This is a genomic window from Variovorax sp. F042 (assembly GCF_057814215.1).
Window position 1 is genome coordinate 52,158 of the sequence record NZ_JBVASX010000008.1, and the last position, 24,804, is coordinate 76,961.

The 24,804-nt window shown below is 64.4% G+C and carries 24 protein-coding genes; 18 read left to right on the plus strand and 6 right to left on the minus strand.

Going from position 1 to position 24,804, the window contains the following annotated elements; all coding sequences use genetic code 11:
• Window positions 1-8: 8 nt before the first annotated feature.
• From ACZYSP_RS22975 to ACZYSP_RS23000, 6 genes are all read left to right on the plus strand, one after another.
• Window positions 9-986 carry a lipopolysaccharide kinase InaA family protein gene (locus ACZYSP_RS22975; protein ID WP_093058489.1) on the plus strand — a complete coding sequence of 326 codons (978 nt, stop codon included), beginning with the start codon at window positions 9-11 and terminating at the stop codon, window positions 984-986.
• 27 nt (window positions 987-1,013) lie between these two features.
• Entirely contained in the window at window positions 1,014-1,994 is a 981-nt protein-coding gene (locus tag ACZYSP_RS22980; RefSeq protein WP_435460157.1) for a VWA domain-containing protein, read from the plus strand.
• Window positions 1,995-2,001: 7 nt separating this feature from the next.
• On the plus strand, window positions 2,002-3,342 hold the full coding sequence (locus ACZYSP_RS22985; protein ID WP_489016761.1) for an adenylosuccinate synthetase: 1,341 nt from the start codon (window positions 2,002-2,004) through the stop codon (window positions 3,340-3,342).
• Window positions 3,343-3,350: 8 nt separating this feature from the next.
• Window positions 3,351-3,776, plus strand: coding sequence for a hypothetical protein (locus ACZYSP_RS22990; RefSeq protein WP_489016763.1), 426 nt, complete (start codon window positions 3,351-3,353; stop codon window positions 3,774-3,776).
• Window positions 3,777-3,855: 79 nt separating this feature from the next.
• Complete coding sequence (locus tag ACZYSP_RS22995) at window positions 3,856-5,007, plus strand: DUF4419 domain-containing protein (RefSeq protein ID WP_489016765.1); 1,152 nt, start codon at window positions 3,856-3,858, stop codon at window positions 5,005-5,007.
• 111 nt (window positions 5,008-5,118) lie between these two features.
• Complete coding sequence (locus ACZYSP_RS23000; protein ID WP_489016767.1) at window positions 5,119-5,979, plus strand: alpha/beta hydrolase; 861 nt, start codon at window positions 5,119-5,121, stop codon at window positions 5,977-5,979.
• A gap of 31 nt (window positions 5,980-6,010) precedes the next feature.
• On the opposite strand, the gene ACZYSP_RS23005 is transcribed toward ACZYSP_RS23000, so the two are convergent.
• Window positions 6,011-7,258: an MFS transporter gene (locus tag ACZYSP_RS23005; protein ID WP_093080793.1), complete on the minus strand. Its 1,248-nt coding sequence runs from the start codon at window positions 7,256-7,258 to the stop codon at window positions 6,011-6,013.
• A gap of 69 nt (window positions 7,259-7,327) precedes the next feature.
• Here ACZYSP_RS23005 and ACZYSP_RS23010 point away from each other — a divergent pair, with 69 nt between their 5' ends.
• The 9 genes from ACZYSP_RS23010 (at window position 7,328) to ACZYSP_RS23050 (ending at window position 15,238) form a co-directional block, all read left to right on the plus strand.
• Complete coding sequence (locus ACZYSP_RS23010) at window positions 7,328-8,122, plus strand: AraC family transcriptional regulator (protein ID WP_093058483.1); 795 nt, start codon at window positions 7,328-7,330, stop codon at window positions 8,120-8,122.
• A gap of 28 nt (window positions 8,123-8,150) precedes the next feature.
• Window positions 8,151-9,170, plus strand: a complete 1,020-nt coding sequence (locus tag ACZYSP_RS23015) for a GNAT family N-acetyltransferase (protein ID WP_489016770.1) — start codon at window positions 8,151-8,153, stop codon at window positions 9,168-9,170.
• Between the two features lie 45 nt (window positions 9,171-9,215).
• Window positions 9,216-9,662, plus strand: coding sequence for an SRPBCC family protein (locus tag ACZYSP_RS23020; protein WP_489016772.1), 447 nt, complete (start codon window positions 9,216-9,218; stop codon window positions 9,660-9,662).
• 96 nt (window positions 9,663-9,758) lie between these two features.
• Window positions 9,759-10,484 (plus strand): DUF6348 family protein, encoded by a 726-nt coding sequence (locus ACZYSP_RS23025; protein ID WP_093058480.1) that lies wholly within the window; start codon window positions 9,759-9,761, stop codon window positions 10,482-10,484.
• A gap of 365 nt (window positions 10,485-10,849) precedes the next feature.
• Entirely contained in the window at window positions 10,850-11,611 is a 762-nt protein-coding gene (locus tag ACZYSP_RS23030) for an SDR family oxidoreductase (protein ID WP_489016775.1), read from the plus strand.
• Between the two features lie 152 nt (window positions 11,612-11,763).
• A complete protein-coding gene (locus ACZYSP_RS23035; protein ID WP_426389650.1) occupies window positions 11,764-12,192 on the plus strand; it encodes a hypothetical protein in 429 nt (142 codons plus the stop codon).
• A gap of 410 nt (window positions 12,193-12,602) precedes the next feature.
• Entirely contained in the window at window positions 12,603-13,589 is a 987-nt protein-coding gene (locus ACZYSP_RS23040) for a glycosyltransferase family 2 protein (RefSeq protein WP_489016777.1), read from the plus strand.
• Window positions 13,590-13,596: 7 nt separating this feature from the next.
• The gene (locus tag ACZYSP_RS23045; RefSeq protein WP_489016779.1) at window positions 13,597-14,865 is read left to right on the plus strand and encodes a TCR/Tet family MFS transporter; all 1,269 of its coding nucleotides are present in this window, start codon (window positions 13,597-13,599) and stop codon (window positions 14,863-14,865) included.
• A gap of 82 nt (window positions 14,866-14,947) precedes the next feature.
• Window positions 14,948-15,238 (plus strand): DUF1330 domain-containing protein, encoded by a 291-nt coding sequence (locus tag ACZYSP_RS23050; protein ID WP_093058471.1) that lies wholly within the window; start codon window positions 14,948-14,950, stop codon window positions 15,236-15,238.
• A 29-nt stretch (window positions 15,239-15,267) separates the two neighbouring features.
• Here the strand turns inward: ACZYSP_RS23050 and ACZYSP_RS23055 are convergent, their stop codons facing one another.
• On the minus strand, window positions 15,268-16,158 hold the full coding sequence (locus ACZYSP_RS23055) for a LysR family transcriptional regulator (RefSeq protein WP_489016782.1): 891 nt from the start codon (window positions 16,156-16,158) through the stop codon (window positions 15,268-15,270).
• 82 nt (window positions 16,159-16,240) lie between these two features.
• Between ACZYSP_RS23055 and argC the strand changes: the two genes are divergently transcribed.
• Entirely contained in the window at window positions 16,241-17,167 is a 927-nt protein-coding gene (gene argC / locus ACZYSP_RS23060) for an N-acetyl-gamma-glutamyl-phosphate reductase (protein ID WP_489016784.1), read from the plus strand.
• 71 nt (window positions 17,168-17,238) lie between these two features.
• On the opposite strand, the gene ACZYSP_RS23065 is transcribed toward argC, so the two are convergent.
• Window positions 17,239-18,975, minus strand: a complete 1,737-nt coding sequence (locus tag ACZYSP_RS23065; RefSeq protein WP_489016786.1) for a YadA family autotransporter adhesin — start codon at window positions 18,973-18,975, stop codon at window positions 17,239-17,241.
• Window positions 18,976-19,164: 189 nt separating this feature from the next.
• Between ACZYSP_RS23065 and ACZYSP_RS23070 the strand changes: the two genes are divergently transcribed.
• Window positions 19,165-20,790, plus strand: a complete 1,626-nt coding sequence (locus ACZYSP_RS23070) for a phospholipase D family protein (RefSeq protein WP_489016788.1) — start codon at window positions 19,165-19,167, stop codon at window positions 20,788-20,790.
• A 34-nt stretch (window positions 20,791-20,824) separates the two neighbouring features.
• Here the strand turns inward: ACZYSP_RS23070 and ACZYSP_RS23075 are convergent, their stop codons facing one another.
• Window positions 20,825-22,726 carry a GspE/PulE family protein gene (locus tag ACZYSP_RS23075; protein ID WP_489016790.1) on the minus strand — a complete coding sequence of 634 codons (1,902 nt, stop codon included), beginning with the start codon at window positions 22,724-22,726 and terminating at the stop codon, window positions 20,825-20,827.
• Window positions 22,727-22,969: 243 nt separating this feature from the next.
• Between ACZYSP_RS23075 and ACZYSP_RS23080 the strand changes: the two genes are divergently transcribed.
• Window positions 22,970-23,311: a hypothetical protein gene (locus tag ACZYSP_RS23080; protein ID WP_093058531.1), complete on the plus strand. Its 342-nt coding sequence runs from the start codon at window positions 22,970-22,972 to the stop codon at window positions 23,309-23,311.
• 25 nt (window positions 23,312-23,336) lie between these two features.
• Here the strand turns inward: ACZYSP_RS23080 and ACZYSP_RS23085 are convergent, their stop codons facing one another.
• Both ACZYSP_RS23085 and ACZYSP_RS23090 read right to left on the minus strand, forming a co-directional pair.
• Window positions 23,337-23,798 (minus strand): GNAT family N-acetyltransferase, encoded by a 462-nt coding sequence (locus tag ACZYSP_RS23085; RefSeq protein WP_489016792.1) that lies wholly within the window; start codon window positions 23,796-23,798, stop codon window positions 23,337-23,339.
• 51 nt (window positions 23,799-23,849) lie between these two features.
• Window positions 23,850-24,797, minus strand: coding sequence for a CobW family GTP-binding protein (locus tag ACZYSP_RS23090; protein ID WP_489016793.1), 948 nt, complete (start codon window positions 24,795-24,797; stop codon window positions 23,850-23,852).
• Between the last annotated feature and the right edge of the window lie 7 nt (window positions 24,798-24,804).

Genomic DNA, 24,804 nt, shown 5'->3' on the forward strand with positions numbered 1-24,804 from the left:
CGCGGGCCATGCTGTCGCTGCTTGCTCTCAGCTGCCCGCAATGTTCCGCGCCGCTGCCGCGCGCCGCCCGTTGGCGCACGGTGAACTGCAGTTACTGCGGTGCCACTGTCGTGCGCAGCGAGGAAACCGTCGAGCGCGAGAGCTTCCGCGCCGCGCTGCGCCGGGCCAATGCCGACGTGGCCGGCGGACGCATCCTCGCATGGCGCGGTGCGCGCTACCGCGTGCTGGCGCCGCTGGCTACCGGCGAGCACAGCGAAGTGCTGCTGGCCGAACGCCTCGGCGCATTGCCCGAGCGCGTCACCTTCAAGCTCGCGCGAGACAGCGCGGCCAACGACGTGCTTGTGCGCGAAGGCGCGGTGCTGCAGGCCCTGCAAGACTTGTCGGTGCCCGGTGCTGCCTACTTCACCCGCCGCCTGCCGCAGCCCTTGGGTGTGGGCGTGGCCGAGGGGCTGGGCGACGGCGCTCGCCAGGCGCTGGTGCTGCGCCATCCGCCCGGCTTCTGGGGCAGCCTGCAAGACGTGCAGCAGGCCAACCCGCAAGGCATCGACCCGCGCCATGCCGTGTGGATCTGGCGCCGCATGCTCGAAGTGCTGGCTTTCGTGCATGGCGCTGGCTGGACGCATCGTGACCTGTCGCCTGCGCACGCGCTCGTGCATCCGCGTGACCATGGCGTGCTGCTCATCGGCTGGTCGCGCGCTCAGCATGCGACCGGCGCGGCCCAAGGCTCCGCTGTTGCTCGCGACCTCATGCAAGCCGCCTGGACCGTGCGCGCCGTGTTGCATGGCGGCGCGGCCGGTGAGCCCGGCTTCGGCTCTCACACCCCCGCACCGCTCGTCGCCTTGCTGCGCCAGTGCAGCGAAGACGCCGCCACCTGCCGGCGCCTCGGCGCGCAGGGCATCGAGCAAGAACTCTCCGCCGCATCGCGAGAAGCCTTCGGCGCATCGAAGTTCGTTCACTTCGACCCCGCGCCGCGCGCCGGCGCCTGAACCGCAGTCATCAAGGAAGAAAAGCTCATGGGATACGGAAACTACTCGCACGCCGCCCACACGGCGCTCATTGCCGATCGCGCCGCCAAGCCTGGCGCCGAGGTTTTCACGCAGCGCTCCACCCACCCGCTGATGAACCCGAAGGGCCTGAAGGTGCGTGAGTCGCGCGACAACGCCGACCACCCCAACTCGCTGGGCATCGTCTTCGCGCTCGACGTCACCGGCTCCATGGGCGACATCCCCCAGACCTTGGCGCGCCGCGAGCTGCCCACCTTCATGAAGCTGCTGACCGACTGCGGCGTGGCAGACCCGCAGCTCATGTTCATGGCTATCGGCGACGCCACCTCCGACCACGCGCCGCTGCAGGTCGGCCAGTTCGAGTCGACCGCAAACCTCATGGACCAGTGGCTCACCTGGAGCTATCTCGAAGGTGGTGGCGGCGGCACCGGCGAAGAGAGCTACGAGCTGGCCTTCTACGTCATGGCGCAGCACACCGACATGGACTGCTGGGTCAAGCGCAAGAAGCGCGGCTACCTGTTCGTTACCGGCGACGAGCTGCCGTACCCGGCAGTCTCGCGCCACCAGGTCGAAGGCCTCGTCGGCGAGAAGCTCGACGAGGACATTCCCATCGAAGAAGTCATCGCCGCCGCGGCCGAGACCACCAACCTGTTCTTCCTGATTCCCGATGCCCAGCGCCGCCGCCGTTGCGAACCGCGCTGGCGCGAACTGCTGGGCGATCACGTCATCTGCATGGATTCGCCCGACGACGCCTGCGCCGTGGCGGCCGGCATCGTCGCCCTTACCGAGAAGGCCGTGCCCAGCCTCGAAGCGCTGGCCGGCGTGATGAGCGGCACAGGCATGGCCAAGGAACGTGTCGGCGGCGTGCTGCATGCGCTCGACGGCTATGCCGCGCTGCTCGACCCGAGCGCATCGCGCCGCGCACCGCCGGCTGTGGCCACCGCGGCCGCGGGCCCGCGTTCGTCGTGGTGGAAGCGGCTTTTCGGCTGATGGCCGTGTGACTGCCGCCACGCGCTACGTCTCGCTGCTGGGCCTTGGATTTGGAGACTGCGGCAAGGGGCTCTTTACCGATCACCTTTGCGGCACGCTGCAAGCCCACACCGTCGTGCGCTTCAACGGCGGCGCGCAGGCCGGGCACAACGTGGTGCTGGCCGACGGGCGGCACCATACCTTCTCGCAATTCGGTGCTGGCAGTTTTCATGCGGGCGTGGGCACTGTGCTCGCGAGCCCGGTGGTGGTGCACCCGACGGCACTGCGCGTAGAGGAAGCGGCATTGCGCCGCGTGGGTGTGGAAGACGCCTTCTCGCGTTTGCTGATCGACGCACGCTGCCGCGTGACCACGCCTTTCCACCAGGCTGCGGGGCGGTTGCGCGAATGGGTGCGAGGGGAGGGCGCGCATGGCAGTTGTGGCGTGGGTGTTGGCGAGACCGTGCGGCACGCGCTTGCTTCACCTAACGAAGCCCTGCACTACGGCGACTTGCTGCAGCCCGCACGCGCGCTTGAAAAACTGGAAGCCTCGCGCACCACGTTGCTGCGCGAGTTCGCAACCAACGCAGTTCCCTCGCATGCAGATGCCGCGCAGGAACTCGCCATGCTCCACGACGACACGCTCGCACGGCGCTGGCTCGATGCCGTGGCGCCGTGCCTTAAGCAGTCGCCGCCTGCGAGTACGGACCGCATCGCTGAACGCCTCGCGCAGCCCGGCACCGTGATTTTCGAAGGAGCTCAGGGCGTGCTGCTCGACGAGTGGCGCGGGTTTCATCCGCACACCACGTGGAGCACCATCTCGACCACAGCGGTCGAAGCCGAGCTGCGAGACGTGGGCATCGATGCGCCCGTGCAGCACCTCGGCGTGCTGCGCACCTACCTCACGCGCCACGGCTCAGGCCCGCTTCCCACGCACGACCACGCACTCGACGCGCGGCTGGCCGAGCCGCACAACGCCGATGACGGCTGGCAAGGGGCGTTTCGGCGAGGGCACCCGGACGCGGTGCTGCTGCGGTATGCACTCGATGCGGTCGGCAAGCTCGATGGGTTGGTGGCGAGCCATCTCGACGGCATCGAAGGATCGAACCTGCGCTGGTGCTCGGGCTATCGCAGCGCAGATGGTTCGAGGCTCGACTCGCTGCCTTGCAGCGAGACGCCAAACCTCGATCACCAGCACACCCTGACGCAACAGCTACAAGGCGTGCAGCCACTGTACGAGCCCGGCGCCATCGCCACGCCGCAGGAGTGGGTCGAGCGCGTCGAGACCCTGAGCGGCCTTGCCGTGCGCTACGGTGCCTTCGGTCCGACGCGTGACATGGTGCGCGCGCTGCAGCCCGTCAATCGTCTTTGAAAGACGTCATGCCCTACAACATTCCCTTGATCGTCGGCGCCGCACTCAGCGCCATCGCCGCACTGCTGCATATCTGCGTGATCTTTGGTGGGCCCGCGTGGTATCGCTTCTTTGGCGCGGGCGAGCGCATGGCCGCAGGTGCGGCGGCCGGGCACCTGTATCCACCCATCGTCACGTTGCTGATCGCGTGCGTGCTGGGGGTGTGGGCGGCGTATGCACTCTCGGGGGCCGGAGTGCTGCAACCACTGCCGCTGCTGGCGTTCGTGTTGCCCGTGATCACCGCGGTGTACCTGCTGCGCGGACTCGTCGCATTGGCGCTGTTCGTCTTCGACCGGCAGCGGTTGACGGCCTTCTGGGTGTGGAGTTCGGCGATCTGCCTCGTGTTCGGCATCGTCCATCTGGTTGGGTTGGGCCAGGTGTGGGATAGGCTTTGAATTTGTCGAATGCGCGTCCGAGCGGTTCGTACGCATCTGCGCATTGGTAAAAAAACTAGATGAAACAAGGGATCAAGACATGAAGAAATTCGCGGTTTCCGATGTGGCCCGTGGCGGGCCATGCGAGACGCTCGATGCGCAGGAAAGCATCCGCAGCCTGCTCGCCAAGCCTGTCGAAGACCTGTACTGCGCGGCCTCTCGTCTCGTCTCATGCGATACACAGCATGCCTTGGTGAAGGCAGCGCACGACGCTTTCTACGATCACCATCCCCTGGTCATCCGAGCAGACGACATCTGGTTCTGCATTGCCCAGGGTTTTGCGACGCATGTGGGGCAGAACGTTGAAGCGCTCCGGTCACGATTCGTCGCGCATGAAGGCAAGAAAACACTCGTTGTTGAAAGAGCAGACTTCGTTCTCGGCCAGCCGAACCCATGGCCCGAAGTCTTCGATGCTTTCTCCGCTCAGATCGGTGAACATGTGGGCGAACTGAAGGGCGTTGTCAGTGCCCGCTTCTCGACCACCACACCTACCGAGGCAGCCGCGTTCGACGTGTGCCTGATGGAAACTTTCGAGGGGTACTTCGACTATGAGGTGCGCTGCGGTTGCGGCATTCCTGAGATCACGCTGCTCGGCACACCGGAAGACTGGGCTTCGATGATCCCGCGTGTGAAGGAGCTCGCGACCTACGGGCTCGAGGAGTGGGGTGAAACGCTCTGCGGTGTTCTGGACAAGATTCAGCGCGCTGCAGCGGGCGAGGTCGACATCGATTTCTGGCGCTCTTTCTTTCGCTACCAGAGCGGTTCGGGTCCCTCTGAGCTGACCGGCTGGATCGTTACCTTGTTCCCCTACCTGATCGTCGATTGGAGAACCAAGGCGCTTGGGCCAAACAAGTACCTGGGCAACTGGAAGGCGCACTTCGACGCTGCGAATGCGCGCACGGGATGGCTGCGTTACGACGTGCCATCAGAAGGCCCTGGCATCCATGCGGTGCCGCAGGCGCTGGCTAGCGCGCCCGTGCGCTGCATCGATCTGCTGAACGGCTCGAAGAAAGAGCTGCGATTTGTGGCGGGTATGTTCGGCGTCTCGCAGGATGGTGACACGGGTGCGCTGTCAGCGAGCTTTGGATGGGCGGTGGTTCATGAACCGGCGGTTGATGCGGCCGCCGCCAGCCCGCTTTCCGAGCCAGTGCCTGTTCTCGATGAAGTCACGGGGAAGTGGATCGCCGAATAGGTACAGAGGTACAGGTCGTTCCGTTGAGCAGATCGACGCTGCCACTAAGATCCGTCGGCGACCGCGGTTGACAGTCTGGCTTCCACTAAAACCATCATCAAGGAACGCGACATGGAGACAAGAGGGATTCTTCGCAGGCTCATGTTCACGGCAGGTTGTGCCCTGCTGCTGGAGCTTTCAGGCTGCGGCGGAGGAGGCGGAGGGGGCGGCGCAGCGGTATTGCCCGTAGCTCCTGCAGTCACCACACCGCCGCCCGCGAACACCTCGAGCGGCCGGGTGGTCAGCATCTCGATGAAGTCGGATGCCACGGGCGCGACCTATCCCATCCAGTTCTATCTGCCGGCCGGATACGACAGCGCAACGTCGTCCTATCCCGCGATCTACATCACCGATGGCGACGCTGTCTACAACAACAGCGTGACGCGCTTCAAGAACTTCACGGACATCCTCGAGGCGGCGGGCAAGAAGGCGATCGTCGTTGGCATCGGCGGCACCGCGCGCCGCAACACCGACTATCTGATGCCGGGTGCCAAGGCGTACCACGACTTCCTCACCGGCCAGCTGGTGCCGTACGTCGAGTCGAACTACCGTGCCAACCCGGCCAAGCGCATGCTCTCGGGCTTGTCGAACGGCGGCATCTTTGTCGCATGCGCCTTCTTCATGGAAGGTGCGAGCCAATTCACCTTCCAGTATTTCTTCTCTTCCGAGGCGCCCTTCAACGGCGCACACGACCAGATCGATCCGCTCGAAAGCCAGATGTACGCGAGCAGCAGCGGGCGGGACATCCCCGTGACCTTGCTGCTCGGATATGGCATCGGCAACGTCGGAGGAACGGTGATCACCGCGATGTACGACCAGATCGCCAGTCGCAACTACAAGGGCCTGCAGCTGAGCGTGAAGGGCTATCCGGGCGGCCACACACCGATGGACCTGCCGTCATTCGAGGACATCGTTGCAAGGTTCATCGATTAGCAGCGCAAGCCGGTCCCCCTTCTTCCATCGATCAGTCCCGCCGGGTGCCCTTGGGCAGCAGAGCCGCCACCACGCCCAGCAGGGGCAGGTAGGCGATGGTCTGGTAGACGAAGGCGATGCTGGTGTGGTCCGCGAAGATGCCCAGCACTGCGGCGCCCAACCCGCCCATTCCGAACGCGAAGCCGAAGAACAGCCCCGACACCATGCCCACCTTGCCCGGCATCAGTTCCTGCGCATAGACCAGGATTGCAGAGAAGGCCGAGGACAGCACGAGTCCGATCACGACGGTCAGCGCCGTAGTCCAGAAAAGATCGGCGTGCGGCAGCAGGAGCGCGAACGGCGCCACGCCAAGAATGGATACCCAGATCACCGGTTTGCGGCCGATGCGATCGCCAACGGGTCCACCAAGCAGCGTGCCCAGCGCCGAGGCGAAGAGGAAGAAGAACAGGTGCAGTTGCGCGTTCTGCACCGTCAGGCCGAAGCGCTCCATCAGGTAGAACGTATAGAAGCTGCTGATGCCCGCCACGTAGAAGTACTTGGAGAAGATCAGCACCAGCAGCACCGCGATGGCGCCCATCACCACCTTGGGCGGATACGGCGCCGCGGCGGCCGGCTTCTTGCGGCCGGCCGTGGCGACATGGTGCGCGGCATACCAGCGGCTCACCTGCAGCAGCAGGACGATGCCCAGCAATGCCGCCAGCCCGAACCAGGCCACGCTGCGCTGGCCGAAGGGCACGATGACGGCAGCAGCCAGCAGCGGCCCGATGGCCGTGCCCGTATTGCCGCCCACCTGGAACACCGATTGCGCGAAGCCGTGCTGCCCTCCCGAGGCCAGCCGCGCGATGCGCGACGACTCCGGATGGAAGATGGACGAGCCGATGCCCACGAATGCCGCGGCCAGCAGCACGAAGCCGAAGCTGGGCGCGAAGGCCAGCAGCATCAGGCCAATCAGCGTGGACATCATTCCGAAGGGCAGCGAATACGGTTGCGGCCGGCGGTCGGTGAACAGGCCCACCAGCGGCTGCAGCAGCGATGCGGTCAGCTGATAGGTCAGCGTGATCAGCCCGATCTGGGTAAAGCTCAACGAGAACTCGCCCTTCAGGATGGGATACATCGCCAGGATCAGCGACTGCATCATGTCGTTGATCATGTGCGAGCTGCTGATGCCGGCGAGGATGCCGAAGGCCGGCTTGGATTTTTGAGAAAGAGAGGCCGGATCGCTGGCCGCGCCGGTCGGCGTGGCGCTGGCGTCCAAGGATGCTGCTGCGGAGGTTGTCATGGGAGAATTATCGAAAGCACCGCTGCGCCTGTCTCGCGCCAATCCACCAGAAACCCTCGCGAAAAGGACATGGACTCATCTCGCAAGCCCAAGGCCCTGCCTCAGGTGCTCAAGGAGATCGACGACGCGCCGACGCCCGTCACCGGCCGGGCCACGGACTACCCAAGCGGCTGGTACATCGAACCGCATGCGCACACCAAGCACCAGTTGATCTATGCCGTGCGCGGCGTAATGGTGGTGCAGGCCCGGGCGGGCCGCTGGGTGGTGCCACCCACTCGCGCCATCTGGATGCTGGCCGGCATGACCCACGAGATCCGCTGCATCGGAGAAGTGCACATGCGCAGCCTGCAGGTGGCGACCGATGCTGCCCCCAAACTGCTGGGCGAGACCCGGGCCGTGGGCATATCGCCCCTGCTGCGCGAACTCATCCGAGCCGCCATGGAGGTGCAGCAGCCTTACGTGCCCGGCACCCGCGACGGTCGCGTCATGCGCTTGATTCTGGATGAGCTGCGTGCCTTGCCGGTGCTGCCGCTGCACCTGCACATGCCGTCCGACCCGCGGCTGCTGCAGATCTGCGAACTGCTGCAGCAACGACTGGACGACTCCTCCACCATGGCTGATTGGGCGCGGCGCCTTGCGGTGAACGTGAAGACCATCCAGCGCCTGTTCGTGAACGAGACCGGCATGACCTTCGGTCAATGGCGGCAGCAAGCTCGGCTGCTGCGAGCGCTGGAGCTGCTGGCGGCCGGCGAGAAAGTCATCGACGTTGCCCTTGCGCTGGGTTACGAAAGCCCCAGTGCCTTTGCCACAATGTTCCGCAAGCAATTCGACCAGACGCCCAGCCAGTTCTTTGCCGAAGGCTGAGTCCTCGCGGTAATCATCGGAACGAGCCATGAAGATCGACGCATTCGACGAAGGCCTTGAGCACCGGAATATCGTCCCGTATGACCTTGCATACGCCCGAGTCTTCGCCGGGGTGAAGGAGTACGTGTGCATGCATTTGGCCAGCGTGGAACTCGTGCACATCGGGAGCACGGCGGTGGTCGGACTGCGTGGCAAGCCGATGATCGACATCACGGCGATCACCTCCCGCGATGACCTTCGGGAAGAGCAGAGGGCGTTCGAGCGCATCGGCTTCCACCGTCGGCCGGTCTGGGTCGACAGGGATGAGAAGCCGTATGTCTGCGCCTCCGTCTTACATGAAGGGCGGCGCTTCAACGTCAACATCCACATCTGCCATCGCGGCGATCCTGTTCACAAGGATTCGCTGGCCTTCATCGACATACTCAGCCGCCGCCCGGATCTGCGCAGAAGGTACGAAGAAGCGAAGGATCGCGCCCATGCGGTAGACCCGGCCAACCCCCAGGTCTACAACCGGGAGAAAGAGGCCGTGATCAAGGAGATAGAGGCGCAGATTCCAAAGGCCTCGACAAAGGAAGGATGCATGGAAGTTCATCAAATTGGTGCTTCAGAACTCAAGGACCTTCTGGCCTTGTACAAGTATCTTCACGACGCCGATGACCCCTTGCCCGACGCCGCAACTGTCGAGGCCGTCTGGCAGGAACTGCTGGGCAACCCTCGCTACAAATACTTCGGCGGTTATGTGGGCGGCAAGCTCATCGCAAGCTGCGCCCTCACCGTCGTCCCGAATCTCACCCGCGGCTGCAGGCCCTATGGCGTGATCGAGAACGTCGTGACCCACGCCGACCATCGCAAGCAGGGACATGGCAAGGCGGTGCTTGCAGAGGCCTTGTCCTTTGCGTGGTCGCAAGGCTGCTACAAGGTCATGCTGATGACCGGCAGGAAGGATGAAGCGACCTTCCAGTTCTACGAGTCGGCCGGATTCAACCGCAACGACAAGCAGGCGTTCATTGCAAAGACGCCTGCCGACCAGGGCCGTTCCTTTCCGTGAGCCTCGAAACAAGGCTCATCCTCTTCACTTCAGGAGAACACAATCATGGCTACCAACACTGTCCGTCTGCACCGCGTGCTGCGCACTCCGCCGGACCGGCTCTACCGTGCCTTCGTGGAGCCCGGTGCTTTCGAGCGCTGGCTGCCACCATTCGGATTCACCGGAAAAGTCCACAGCATGGAGCCCGTGGTCGGGGGCGCCTGGCGCATGTCGTTCACCGCCTTTGGTACGGGCCACAGCCACTCGTTCGGCGGGAAGTATCTGGAGCTCGTCCCCGGCCAGCGCATTGCATACGACGCCACTTTCGACGACCCCAATCTGCCTGGCACCATGAAGACCACCGTGACGCTGACTCCAGTGTCGTGCGGCACTGAAATGTCCGTTGCGCAGGAGGGCATCCCCGACGTGATTCCTGTCGAGATGTGCTACCTGGGCTGGCAGGAGTCGCTTGTGGCACTGGCCCAGTTGGTCGAGCCGAATATTCCGGGTTGAGGAGGCCGCTTTGAGCTTGTGGTGCCACCTCTGGAGAAGGGCGTTGCGACCTGGCCAGAATTTGCTAGTCAAAACTTCAGGGGAAAGGGTAATTCAATGCACCCTGTGATCCGTCTTCTCGCAACCCTCATCGTGTTATTGAGCAGCGTGGCACACGCAGGACAGGGGCGCGAGTACGTCAACTCCTATTTCGAACTCTGGCTCAAGGCCCACAACTTCACGAAATTCGAGAAGAAGCCGAATGGGCTTTTCTTCCCCGCGCAAGGGGTACTTCTCGACGGTGAGATCCATGAGGCAAAGGAGTTTTCCTCCAGCAAGTTGTACTCGGTCGAATCCCGGGTTTCCATCACGTTCAAGGATGGACGTCGGCTCGATGATTTCGTCGCAGGCATAGGGAGCAGCGCCGAGGACGCGTTCAAAGACTCGCTGCAGAACTTCTGTCTTACGACGTTGCACCCGATCTACGCGGAGCTCTTCGATCATTCCGACTCCCATGTCAGAAAGGATGCATGGGAGATCAATGGCACTCGGCGCCGGATTTTCTTGTCCGAGTGGGGGCAGCGGGGTGTGTCGATCAATGAGGCCACCCAGAAGCAGATCGAGCAGTTGATCGCGGCGGAGTTGCGGAACACCTCCCCGACAAAGGAACTGCAATGGGCGAAGCTGGTTGTCCTGATCGTCAAGGGGAAGGTGGAGCAGGTGGCGTTCACGGTCAACGGCATGCAGGACGAGCGTATTACGCGACGGCTCTCCGCCTTCAAGTGGCCAGTCTCCGGCGAATTTACGATGGCGAAATTGTTCTTTGTGATCGGCGGGGTGTAACTACCGGAGTGGCGGTCAAAGGCCGGCACTGATGAAGCATTGACGACAGCGCAGCGCCACGCTTATAGTCGCCCCCGCAGTCGCCTCCACGGCACTGTCGTAGGCGTTACCGTCATCCAACGCGTCCTTTGTCGAGAGGATCCCAGCAGGGAGTGTCTCGACGCAGTAAAGGAGCCTTTGGCATGACATCACTTCCCTCATCCTGACCCCGTTGCCACGCTTGTCGCACTGATCCTCGGTCGACTGGCGCTGGACTCGTCCATCTTTTCCTTTCACAAGCCGCATCGCCGATCCTTTCAAGGACGAGGCGAATGCGCTGTCACGTCACCTGCATACGACCTCAACACAACAAGGAGTAGCGAATCATGAAAATGACCGGCAACACGATCCTCATCACCGGCGGAACCAGCGGCATCGGCCGTGCGCTCGCCGAAGCTTTTTACGACCGCGGCAATCGCGTCATCGTCTCGGGGCGACGGCAGGCCCTGCTCGATGAAATAACGGCGGGCCGGCCGGGCATGGTCGGGATGCCGCTCGATCTCGATGACCCGGCCTCGTTGCCTCGTCTCGCCGAAGACGTTCGTGCGCGCTTTTCCGAACTCAATGTGCTCGTCGCCAACGCCGGCATCTCGCGGGCGGAGAACATGGCCGCAGACGGCTGGGATGTTTCTGCTGCCCAGGCTATCGTGGAGACGAACATCATGGGCGTGCTGCGGGTGACGGCGGCGCTCCTGCCGCTGCTGAAAAGGCAGCCAGACGCGGCAATCATGGCGACCAGCTCCAACCTTGCCTTCGTGCCCCGGGCCGATTTTCCGACCTATTGCGCCAGCAAGGCGTTCGTGCACTCCTGGCTTCAATCGCTGCGCCATCAGCTGCGCAATGTTCCGGTCGAAGTGCTTGAACTGGCGCCGCCCTATGTGCAGACGGAACTCACGGGCGACAGCCAGGCATCCGACCCGCGCGCCATGCCGCTTGCCGCGTACGTGGCGGAGGTCATGCAGCTGCTGGAGTCGCAGGACCACCTCCGGGGCGAAGTGCTGGTCGAGCGCGACAGGGCACGGCGTTGGGCCGAGCGGGATGGCCGCTACGACGCTACCTTTGCCGCCATGAACCCGACTGCGGCGTAGTTTTAGAGAAGAGCGGCGCGGTGCGGAAAAGCAAATGCGCTAGGAAGTCTCGATTTGCGGGAATAACTTTTCTTCAGCCCACAATGGCGGCTTGAGTACAACGAAGTCGCGGCGTCGGGCTTCTTTTCCACTGAACGAGCAAGGGAGCTTCTATGGATTTCGAATCGCTGCTGGGGCGGCAGCTGAAGGATGACGAGGTTGTCGAGGTGTTGGAAGTGCAGGACATGCAAGTCGTCTACGACTTCGACCGGACACACGAGAATCTTGAGGATGTTTATTGGGCTGCAGCACAAGCGTCCGGTTTTCAGTTCCGCTTCGACCAAGACCAGAAGCTGGACGTTGTGTTTCTCTATATCGCGGCCAGCGAGGGTTTCAGGCCTATCGCGCGTGACGAAGTGGGCATCCCCTTGTATGAGAGCTTCGATGAGGCGAAGCAGGGCTTCATGCGGGAGGGAATTTCTTTCAGAGAAAGCCCTGGGGAGAAATGGTGGATCAAAGGCGATTTTGGGTCCAACACACGGCACTACGAGTTTCAGGACGACGCGCTGTTTCGTGTCACGCTGAGCATGAAAGCGGCATAGGCTGTGCCGACGGCAATGTCTCGATTGGCGTCTGCCAGGGTGCGCATCGCAACTACCGGCTACAAGCCGGTATCGATGTCGATTGCTTCACTAACTTTCTTCGTATCTATCCGATCGGTGTCCGTCTAATGTCCGCACCACCATTCTTCAAATAGACGTGACTTCGCTAGAGCGACAGGATGCTCAGGCAAGCCAAATTCATACTTTGTTATGAACGCAGGCAAGAACTCTTGCAGCCTCACCTCGCTATTCACCGCGCCAGATTAGTACTTCGGTGAGCTCGATCGCGCATCGCTTTTGCGCAAAACCAACCGCAGGGGCAGCATATCGATCCGCGCCCGTAACAACGCTTGAAATTGTCATCGGTTCGGGCCCACACTCCGAACGCCTGTCACTCTGGATAGATCGCGATGTCCTTTTCGTTCGGTGCCGTTGTCGTCACCTATTTCCCCACCGACGGGCAACTGACGAACCTCCATTCACTCGCGCAGTCGTGCCCGTGCCTTTGTGTGGTCGACAACACGCCAGAAGTGGGCGACTGGCATCGCGCGCTCATCGACGCGGAGATCCCCGTGCTGCACAACGGCAACCGTGGCGGCATCGCGGGTGCCTTCAACTGCGGCATTGTCGAACTCGAAGCGCGGGGCGTTGAACTCTTCTTTCTGCTCGACCAGGATTCAGAACTGCCGCCCGGCTACTTCAACGCCATGTGCCAGGCCGCAGTGGCAGCACGAGACAGGAAACACGATCGCGGCACAGGCGATGCCGGCGAGAGCGAAGAGGGCGCTGCCTTCCTGATCGGCCCGCTCGTCCACGACACGAACCTGGACGCGCTGATCCCGCAATTCGGCCTCGAGGGCAAGCGTGTCTATCAGTTCGACCTGCGAAAGCCTTTCACCGAACCGCTGGTTCGCTGCGCCTTCCTGATCTCTTCTGGTTCTTTGATTTCGCGCGCGGCCTGGGCCAGGATAGGTCGCTTCGACGAGCGCTACGTGATCGACCACGTCGACACCGACTACTGCATGCGCGCACTGCACTGCGACGTACCGATCTATCTGAATCCGCACGTCGTGCTTCAGCATCAGATCGGCGATCTCCAGGCGAAGTCGCTGTTCGGCTGGAAGATCTACGTCATCAACTATTCGGCCGTGCGCCGCTATTACATTGCGCGCAATGCCCTCGACCTCTCGCTGGCGCATGTGCGCGCCTTTCCCGCGATTCTGTTCATCAACGTCTACACGCTGAAGCAGATCCTGCCCATGCTGATCTTCGAGCGCGATCGTTTGAGAAAGTGCATTGCACTGATGGTCGGCTTATTCGATGGCCTGCTCGGCCGGCTTGGCGGCATCCGCGAGGCGCGCCCCCGGATGAGCAAGTACCTGAGCCGCAGCGGTTGAACTCGCGATGAGCTCGACCCTTCAAGCGCCCCGCGCCCGCCGCGCCGCGCTCGCTTTCATATTCGTGACCGTGCTGATCGACTTCCTGGCGTTCGGGTTGATTCTTCCCGGTCTGCCGCATCTGGTGGAGCGCCTCGCTGGCGGCAGTACTGCAACAGCGGCGTACTGGATCGCAGTGTTCGGCACGGCGTTTGCGGCTATTCAGTTCATCTGCTCGCCGATTCAGGGCGCCTTGTCCGATCGCTTTGGGCGGCGACCTGTGATCTTGCTGTCGTGCCTGGGGCTGGCCGTGGACTTTGTGTTCATGGCCCTGGCCAACAGCTTGCTGTGGCTGTTCATCGGCCGGGTGGTGTCCGGTGTGTTCTCGGCCAGCCTTACTGCAGCCAATGCCTACATCGCCGATGTGACGTCGCCGGAGGAGCGCGCCAAGAGCTACGGCATAGTGGGCGCGGCGTTCGGTGTGGGCCTGGTGCTCGGGCCGGTGCTCGGCGGGCAACTGAGCCACATCGATTCACGCTTGCCGTTCTGGTTCGCGGCCGGCCTGACCATGCTCAACTTCTGCTACGGATGGTTCGTGTTGCCGGAGTCGCTGCCCTCGGAACGGCGCAGCCGGAAGTTTGACTGGTCGCACGCCAATCCGATCGGATCGCTGGTGCTGCTGAAGCGCTACCCGCAGGTGTTCGGGCTGGCGGTGGTGATCTTCCTTGTCAACCTCGCGCAGTATGTCTATCCCAGCGTGTTCGTGCTGTTCGCCGACTACCAATACCGCTGGAAGGAAGACGCGGTGGGTTGGGTGCTCGGACTGGTAGGCGTGCTCAGTGTGCTGGTCAACGTGCTGTTGATCGGGCCGGGCGTGAAGCGCTTCGGCGAGCACCGCACCCTGTTGTTCGGACTGGGTTGCGGCGTGCTCGGCTTCGTCATCTACGGCTTCGCCGATGTCGGCTGGGTCCTTGTGGCTGCGCTGCCTTTCGGCACGTTGTTGACGGTCGCCGGACCGGCGGCACAGACGCTGCTCACCAGGCAGGTCGACGCTAGTGAGCAGGGTCGCGTTCAGGGCGCGTTGACGAGCCTGGTGTCAGTGGCAGGTATCGTCGGACCAGCGACGTTCGCCGGCAGCTTCGGTTATTTCATCGGGGCGGACGCACCGGTGCATTTGCCAGGCGCGCCATTTTTCATTGCCGCGGTGTTCCTGGGCATCGGCGCGCTGATCGCGTGGCGCTACGCACGACCGACGGTGTCGGTGGATGCAACGACAGCGGTGATCGAGCCGACCTAGCACGGCCTTCTCGGCCGTGCCTCGGCAAGGTCATGGACAGCGGAAGCTATATTGTTCATTCAGCAACAAGAGAGAAGTCACCATGGCAAAAGCCTATTGGGTCAGTGCGTACCGTGCCATCAAGGACGCCGACAAACTTGCGGCCTACGCAAAACTGGCCGGCCCGGCGATCACTGCTGGCGGTGGGCGCTTTCTGGCGCGTGGCCTGCCCGCCAAGGTCTACGAGTTCGGTCTGTCCGAACGCACCGTGTTGATCGAGTTCGACAGCCTCGAGCAAGCTACATCCGCACATGACAGCCCTGACTACCAAGCCGCGCTTGCCGCGTTGGGCGACGGCGCCGAACGGGATCTACGGATCATCGAAGGAGTCTGAGCAACCGCGGGCCAGGGCCCGGTGCCGACTCAAGCAGCCGAATCCTTCTCTGGCAGCAACGCCTCCAGGACGAAACGTGTCGGTCCGCTGGCACCCCGGTCGCTGACCGCTAGACCGAGCTGCCGCCATAGAGCCGGGCTGAGCGGGCGAACGGCGATGCGAGGATCGCGCGCGGGCTCGTGCGATTCCTCCGGCAGCAAGGCCGCTCCGTAGCCGGCGGCGACCAGTGTCCTGATCGCATCGTTGTAGTTGAGCTCGATGCGCGGCCGGCAATGGACGCCAGCCGCAGAGAACCATTCCGCGGTCAGCCGGTAGAGACGTGTGGAAGAGTCGTTCATGATCAGCGGTCGCTGGGCCAGCCACTGCGGGGTAAGCCGCTTGGGTGCTTTCCAGTCCACCGGCAGAAAGGCGACGACAGACTCGCGCCGCAGCGGAGTGACATGAACACCGCGCACAGGCGCCTGCGGCAGCGCCACGACCGCCAGGTCGAGGCTGCCTGCGGCGAGCCGGGCCATGCTGTCGTTGGAGGTCAGCACCTGCACGTTCACGTCGATGCCGGGATGGTTCCGGGCAAGACGTTCGAGCGCGGGCGGCAGCAGGTGCGCAATGGCGCCTGTCGAGGCTCCCACCCGCACGCGGCCCGTTTGGCCGGCGAGCTGACGTCGAACGTCCTCCACTGCGTCGTCCGCGTCTGCCAGCAGCCTGCGGGCACGCGCGATGAAGCGCTCTCCCAAGGCGGTCGCTTGCGCGGGCCCCCGCCCGCGAACGAGCAACTGGCCACCTAGGCGCGACTCCAGTTCCGCGATCTGGACGGTGACGGTGGGTGCCGCCAGGTGAAGGGCGCGCGCAGCATTGGCCAGGGACCCGAGGTCGGCGATGGCGACCAGGGTGCGCAGATGGTCAAGGCTCAGTTCCCGCATATGGCTAATTTAACTTTTCTTAATCTGGGGTTCCATATATTTAGCTGGAGCCATTGAGGTCGTATCCCTACGATTGCGCTCCATGGACCTCAATATCTTCATCGACGGCGACCAGGGCACCACCGGCCTTGACCTGCAGAACCGCCTGCGGGGCGGGGAATTTCGCATCCGCACATTGCCGACAAGCCTGCGCAAGGATGCGGCTGCCCGCCGGGCCGCTCTCAACGAGTGCGACATCGCGATCCTTTGCCTGCCCGATGCCGCGGCGCGCGACGCGGTGGCGATGATCGAGAACCCTGCCGTGCGTGTCATCGACGCCAGCTCGGCCCACCGCACCAGCCCGGGTTGGGTCTACGGCCTGCCGGAGCTCGATGCGCAGCAAGGCGAACGTATCGCCTCGGCACCGCGGGTCACGAATCCGGGCTGCTATCCCACCGCCGCGGTCGCCCTGCTGCGACCGTTGACGGATGCGGGCCTGTTGCCCACCGACTATCCGCTGGTCATCCATGCCGTCTCAGGCTATTCTGGTCAGGGCAGGGCGGGGGCGGAAGCGCACGAGGCCGCAGCTGGCGGCGCAGGGGCGCATTCGCTGAAGGTCTATGGCCTTGCACTCGAGCACAAGCACGTCGCGGAAATCGAGGCCTATGGCGGCTTGGCGCAGCGGCCCATCTTCGTGCCGGCCTATGGCAGCTACCGGCAGGGCATCGTGCTGACCATCGGATTGCACGCGCGGATGCTTCCCTCTGATGCTTCGGGCGTGCGCATCCACGAATGCCTTGCGGAACGATACCGCGATGCGGCGCATGTGCGCGTGCTGCCGATGTCGTCTGCTGTGCCGATGACCGAACTGGACCCGCAAGTCCACAACGGCTCGAACGACATGAGTCTGGCCGTTGCATTCAATGAACGCACAGGTCAGATCGTCTTGAGCGCGGTTCTCGACAATCTGGGCAAAGGTGCCGCAGGCGCGGCCGTGCAGAATCTGCGATTGATGGCGAGCTCTTCGTAGCCCACTTTGTGAATTCGAAAGGGATATGGCTCACGCAGCCGGATTGTTGTGGGTCCTTCTTTCCACACCTCTCACCACGCATACCCCGCCTGCACCCGAGCCGCAACCCTGTTATTGCTCCCACTGCTCGTAGCAGTCGAAACCCCCACCCCCAGATTCAGGTTGTCATTGACCTGATACCCAAACGCGAAGCCGACAGCCGATGCACCCGCATAGTTGCCAACCGCAGCGCCCATCCATTTCTTGCCCACCGGCAGCGTTGGCATCGACGGCATGGCCAACGCCGCGGCCACGCCCTGCGCAGCAAATGCATTGGCCTGGCTGGTCGCGTTGCTCACCGCCTGCTGCAGCTGATTGACGTTGACTGCGTCAGTGCCCAGCACCCCCGGCGCGACATTCGTGATGCCGCGCAACTGACCGGTGGCGGCGTTGCCCACCGACACGGTGTTGTCGCGCTCCGCCACGGAGCCCTGGCCCAGTGCGACCGCGTTGCTGCCCGAGGCCAATGTGTTGGCGCCCAGCGCCACGGCGTTGTTGCCGGTGGCGATGGCGTTGTTGCCTACTGCGGTGGTTGGGTCGGCCAGCGCCCTGGCGCCGGCACCGATGGCGACCGAGCCCGCATTGCTGGCTTGCGCCCCGTTGCCGATGGCCACGGTGTTCTCGCCGTTGGCCTGTGCGTTGGTGCCCATCGATGTGCTGCCCGCGCCGCTGGAACTGGCGCCGGGGCCGCAGGCCACGGCACCGCCAGCGCCCACAGCGCAGACGCCGCTGGCCAGGGCCTGGTTCATCAGCGTCTGCAGCGCCGTCACCTGCTGCACGGTGAAGTTGTTGGCCGTGGTGATGGCGGTCTGTTGTGCCTGCTGCACCTGGCCGACGTTGGCTGCATCGGTGGTCGCCTGACCCGCGCTCACGTTGCTGATGGTGGTGCCGGCGCCGCCGTTGGCGTTGAGTTGCAGCGATGTGCCGCCCGCGCCGTACTGCGCCGAGTTCTGCGCGAGGGACTGCGCAGTCGAGGCGGTCTGCTGCACGGTGTAGAGCTGGCTGCCATTGACGGCATCGGTGCTCGTGGCGTTCACCGCGCCGGCGTTGACGTTGACGAGGGTGCGCGTCTGGCCCGCCGAGCCGAATGAAACGGTGTTTGCCGCGGTGGCGACCGAGTTGGCGCCGATGGCTGCGCTATTGGTCGCGCCACTGGCAACCTGGCTGCCCGTGCCGACGGCCACGCTGCCGGTGGCCAGCGCCGACGCACCGGATGACCCGTTGTAGGCGCCGCCAATGGCGGTGCTGCCGTTGCCCGATGCCACGGCGCCCTGGCTGGCGCCCGAGGCACTGCCGATGGCGACCGCCGAGACGCCCGATGCCTGCGCGCCGCCGCCGCCCGCCTGGCCGCTGAAGCCGCAGCAGCCGTCCGTGCCCTGGCCTCCCGACCCGACGGCGATGGCGCCGCTGGCAGAAGCTTGTGCACCGCTGCCGCCGTTGCCGCCCGTGCCGCCCGCGAACCCCTGCCCGGCGGTGCCGCCGCCGCCAATGGCCGTCGCGCCGTTCGCGTTTGCGCTGGCGCCTGCTCCACCTGTGCCGCCGGTTCCGCCGGCGGTTCCGTTGCTGCCGTCGCCGCCCGCTCCGATCGCGGTGGCGCCATCTCCGGAGACCGTGGCTGCGCCACCGCCGCTGCTGCTCGTCCAGCCCGGCTGGTTGGGGCCGGGGTTGCCGGCGTCACCGGCCACGTAGCCCGCTGCGTGAGCGCTTCCCATGGTGAGCAGGGCCACGGCCGGCAAGTACCGGCGCGAGAGCTGGAGTCGAGTGAGCATGGTTCTTCCCTTGCAAAAACGAATAAGACAAAACGCGGGCGAGTGTGTCTTTTTGTTTGCAGAAGAGCCATACCCGAGAACTGGTAGATCCGGCTCCGGCAAGGCTCGGCGTCAGGTTGAGCGCGTCATACTCCCAGCCGGATCATTCGCACGGGATGTGATGTGCCAACCGAGCCGGGAGTAGAAAAAATGATCACTGCATGCTGGCGTGCGCTGCCTGCCGCACTGGCGCTTGCCCTCTCGATGCTGATGAGCGCGTGCTCCAGCCTGCCGCCCCGGGTGCCTGAACAGCCTGTCAGTGCCATCGCAGATTTCTCGGCCACGCCGTTGAGCGCGATCACGCAGAAGGTGCTGCCCCCAGATACCCGCTCGGGCTTCCAGCTCCTGCCCTACGGCCCCACATCTTTCGCCACCCGCATCGCAATGGCGAAGCTCGCCACGCGCAGCCTCGACGTGCAGTACTACCTGCTGGCCGCGGACAACACGGGCCGCGCCCTGATGCGCGAGCTACGCGACGCCGCGCTGCGCGGAGTGCGCGTTCGGCTGCTGGTCGACGACCTCTACACCACTGGCGAAGACGATCTGCTGCTGGCGCTCGCCAGCTATCCGAACGTGCAGGTGCGCCTGTTCAACCCGTTTCCGGGCGGGCGCGGCAGCGACGTGACGCGCTTCATCAGCTCGGGCCTGGACTTCGACCGCATCAACCGGCGCATGCACAACAAGCTGTTCGTGGCCGACAACGCCGCGGCAGTGGCGGGCGGTCGCAACATGGCAGACGAATACGTGATGAATGCCGCCGGCAGCAACTTCGTCGACATGGACGTCTTCGCGGCCGGCCCGGTGGTGCGCGAACTGTCGAACGAGTTCGACCACTACTGGAACAGCGAGGTCGTCTACCCCGTGGGCCAGATCGCCCGCGGCAGGCTCACACCCGCGCAACTGCAGCAGAACTTCGAAGCGCTCACCGCCACGGCAAAGCCGCCCGAGGCGTTCCGAATCCCGCTGGACGGCAAGATCCTCAACGCCAGCGCAAACGAGCCTTCCGTCGTGCCGCTCGACATGGTGCCCATGCTGAACCTGCCTTTCGAGCTGGCCGAGCACCAGTTGAGCCCGCTGCTGTGGGCCAATGCGCGCGTGCTGTTCGATCCGCTCACCAAGACCGAGGGCCTGAACGAGCGCGAGAACTCCATCAAGGGCACGGTGACCGAAGGCGTCATCCGCTGGTTCGAGACTTCGCGCTCCAGCATCAAGATGGTGTCGCCGTATTTCGTTCCGTCCGATGCGGCCGTGGCCAACCTGGCGCGGGCGCAGGCCGAGGGTATCAGCGTGTCGCTGGTCACCAACTCGCTTGCGTCCACCGACGAGCCATGGGTGTACGTGGGCTACTGGCCGCACATCCACGAACTGCTCAAGTCCGGCGTGACCATCTACGAACTGAGCCCCACGCTGAGCGTGAAGCGCGGCAAGTACGGCATCTTCGGCCACCGCACGGGCGCGTTGCACATGAAGAACGGCATCGTCGACCAGAAGCAGGTGTTCCTCGGCTCGATGAACCTCGACCCCCGCTCAGCCCGGCTCAACACCGAACTGGGCGTGATCATCGACAGCCCCGAGATGGCGCGACAGCTGCTGAGCTTCGCGGATGCGGGCAGCTCCTACCGCTTGCGGCTCGACGCCACCGGCCGGAACGTTGAGTGGGTCGAAGAAGACGAGGACGGCAAGGAAACGGCCTACGACGTGCCGCCCGAAACCTCGGCGTGGCAGCGCTTCAAGCTGCGGTTGATCGCGCCGTTCATTCCGCAGAGCCAGCTGTAGCGGCTCTGCGTTCGCGGGCTCGCCCTTACCGCTCTTACACGTTGCTGGTGGCGCGCACTTCCTCGATGGTGGTCTGCCCGGCCAGCACCTTCTCGATGCCGTCCTGCCGCAGCGTGCGCATGCCTTCCTGCAGGGCAGCCTGCTGGAGCTCTTCCGCGCGTGCGCCGGTCTGCACGAGGCGGCGCAGCGTCTTCGACATGGTCATCAGCTCGTGGATACCCACGCGCCCCTTGAAGCCGGTGTCGCCGCAATGCTTGCAGCCGGTGCTGGTGTAGGTGTGCAGGTGCCCGTCGCGGCCGTATCGCTGCACCCAGTCGCTTCGCACCGCCTGGCGCTGGGCCGCATCGTGCTGGTGCGCGCCGAAGGCGTGCATGTAGTCGTCGAGCAGTTCGTCGACGGTCTCGGGGCTTGCGGGCTTGCTGCTGGTGCATTGCTTGCACAGGCGGCGTACCAGCCGTTGCGCGAGCACGGCCAGCAGAGAGTCTGCAAAGTTGAAGGGGTCCATGCCCATGTCGAGCAGTCGGGTCACGGTTTCAGGCGCGCTGTTGGTGTGCAGGGTCGACAGCACGAGGTGGCCGGTCAGTGAGGCCTCGATGGCGGTCTTCGCGGTTTCCTCATCGCGGATTTCGCCGACCATGATCACGTCCGGGTCGGCGCGCACGAAGGCTCGCAGCGCCTTGGCAAAGGTCCAGTCGATGCGCGGATTGATCTGCACCTGCCGCAGCCCGGCCTGCGTGATTTCGACGGGGTCTTCCGCCGTCCAGATCTTTCGCTCCGGCGTGTTGATGTGCATCAGCGCCGAGTGCAGCGTCGTCGTCTTGCCCGAGCCCGTGGGGCCCACGCACAGCACCATGCCGTAGGGACGCTCGACGGCCTTGGTCAGCTGCGCGAGGTTGTTCGGCGACAGGCCCAGCTCGCTCATGGGAATAGGCTTGGCCGATGCCAGGATGCGCATCACCACGTCTTCGAGCCCGTTGTTGGTGGGAATGGTTGCCACGCGCAGTTCGATGCGGTGCTGCGGCGAGTACTTCGCGAAGTTGATCTTGCCGTCCTGCGGGTTGCGCTTTTCGCTGATGTCCAGGTCGCACATGATCTTCACGCGAGCGACGATGGCGTTACGGTAGCTCGGCGGAAGCTCCAGGTAGGTGTAGAGCAGGCCGTCGCGGCGAAAGCGGATGCGGGTTTTTTCCTGGCCGGGGTAGCTTTCGATGTGGATGTCCGACGCGCCCTCGCGATGCGCCTCGAGGATCATGCTGTTGATCATGCGCACAAGGGAGTTGTCAGACTGCTCGATAGGCGCGTCGGAAATGGGCGCGGCGGGGCCTTCTTTCTCCAGCGTCTGCAGCAGTTCGCTGGTGCCGGCCATGTCGAAATCGAGCGGCTGGCTGGGATCGAGGCTGGACGAGAAGACGCCGGGAGCGGAGGCCGTGTGCTCGCCGATCTTTTCGTACACCGCTCGCAGCACGCCGTCGAGGTCGAGGCATTGCCCCACGACCGGCGTGACCTTCATCTGGGCGATGAACTCCACTTCGTCGAGTGCCGAATGCCGGCTGGTCGGGTCGTCGATCGCTACGACGAGGCGCCCTTCGTGCAGCATCAGCGGCATCACCTGCAGGCGGCGCGACACTGCATACGGGAGCTTGCGCAACGCCTCGGCAGCAGCGGGAAACAGATGCAGGTTGACGAGAGGGTAGCCCATCTTGCGCACCAGCGCGGTCTGCAGCTGGCCGCGGCTCACTACGCCCATGCGCACCAGCGTCTCGCCCAACGGCACGGTGGGCTCCAGCTTTTGCTGCGCCAGCCCCGCGCGAAGCTGCTCGTCGGTGATCATGCCCAGCGATGTCAGCGCTTCGCCGATGCGTGCGATCGGCGTGCGGCTCTGGGCTTCGAGCGCGCTCTGCAGCTGCTCGGGCATGACGACTTCGGTGGGGGGCATGGGGCGATCTCCTGTCTGGATTGCGGACAGGCAATCGTAGAGCGTGATCGATGCACTTTCCACCAGCTTGACCCTTGAGTACACAAGTTCTCAATACTGCAATGAAATGCCCCCAAGGCTTCGCGCACTTCGTGTCGCTTCGCCTGCCCTCGCCGGGGGCGACACCTTCTCGGCCGTGGTTCGCACCCCGAATCTCCTTTAGTCCTACGCGGATTGCCCGTCATCTGCCCAAACATGGCCGCGATGCGTCAATTGATCCTTGCAACGACCCTGGGGCTGAGCGCGCTCGGCGCTTCCACGCAGGCCGAGCCCGTCAAGGTGCCCGTCGACAGCGACGAGAAGGGCTCCGTCTACGTCGCGCCCAACGTCAACCCGACCGAGACATCGGCCACCGTCAAGGGGGGCACGGTCGGCGTGCTGCGGCCCGATGGCAGCGGCACCTACATCGGTACCGACACCTCCATGCCACGGCCTACTTACTCGCTGGGCGGAAGCACCGGCGGCAATCTGTCGCTCTCGGGCGGGTTGTCGTCGGACGGCAAGAACAACAACGGCGTGAAGGCCGGCGTCACCATCAAGTACTGAGTCGGGTACCGAAGGCCCCACGGGCTCAGACCAGCGTGCCGTACACGATGAACCCATCGTGCGTCGCGACCTTGTCGTAGAGCGTGCGGCCGGCTGTGTTGGTCGCGTGCGTCTGCCAGTACACGCGATGCACGCCTGCATCCTTTGCGCGCTCGTACACACCCTGGATGAGCTGGCGGCCAACGCCACGCCCACGCTCCGACGGCAGCGTGAACAGATCCTGCAGATAGCAGGTCGGCTCCAGGCGCGTCGTGCTGCGGTGAAAGAGGTAGTGCGTGAGCCCGACCAGTTGGCCATCTCGCTCGGCGACCAGCGCGTGCACCGGCTCGTAGGCATCGAAGAAGCGCTGCCAGGTGGCCTGCGTGATTTCATCGGCGAGCGCGGTCGCACCCTCGCGTCCGTAGAAAGCGTTGTAGCCGTCCCAGAGCGGCTTCCATGCCGCGTAGTCTTGCGGCGTCGGCGGGCGAATCAGGAGGGAGGAGGTCATGGCGTCGGTGGTCTGCACGTTGAAAGACATGCGATTGCAACATGACCCGGCTCAGGGCGCGAAGAACTCCTTCAGCGCTTCTTCAGGCAACTGCCCGCGCAGGCCGATGGCGACAACGCCGGGGCGCGTGTCATCGGCGGGCGGCGCGGCCTTGCGCAAGCTGCCATGGCGGCCGGCGAACTGCACCTCCGACCATTCACCGTCGCCAGTGCGCAGCAAGCCCTTGAGCCGCAAGACACCCGGCGGCACCTCGCGCAGCCAGGCGCGCAGCGTGGCGGCGGGAATCGCGGCTTGGGGCTGCGCGCTCCACGTCTGAAACAACGATCCGTGATCGGGGTTGTCATGGCCGTGGTGATCGTGACAGTCATGACCGCAGACATGCGGAGCCACATCCACGTGCGACAGCCCCGACAGCAGCGCCAGCGGCACCGCAGATTCAGTCGTCTCGATGCATGGCGTGCCCGGCGCCGTCGCACCGACCCACGCTCTGGCCGCAGCGAGCGCCTCGGCGGACGCAAGGTCGGCCTTGTTCACCACCACGAGGTCGGCCGACTTCAGCTGCCGCACCAGCGTGTCGGCCAGCAGCGGGTCTGCCGACTGCTGCGCCACCGCACTCGCATCCACCAGCACGATCACGCCTTCGAGGCTCAGCTCCGGCGCGGCCATGCCGATCTGCGCGATGCGCCACGGGTCCGACACGCCGCTAGCCTCGATCACCACCGCGTCGAAGGGCGTCTTCGCCTCGATCACGTCCACCAGCGCCCGCCCCAGGTCGTCGCCGATCTGGCAGCACACGCAGCCGTTGGTCAGCGCGGTGGTGTCGCCGTGCGTGGCTGCGATGAGTCCGGCGTCGATGTTGAGGGCGCCGAAGTCGTTCACCAGCACCGCCATGCGCAGGCCGTTCGCCTCGCGCAGCCAGCGGTTGAGCAGCGTGGTCTTGCCCGCGCCCAGGAAGCCGCCGATGACGGTGAGCGGCAGGCGCTTCTTCTTCGGCGTCATGTGGCCT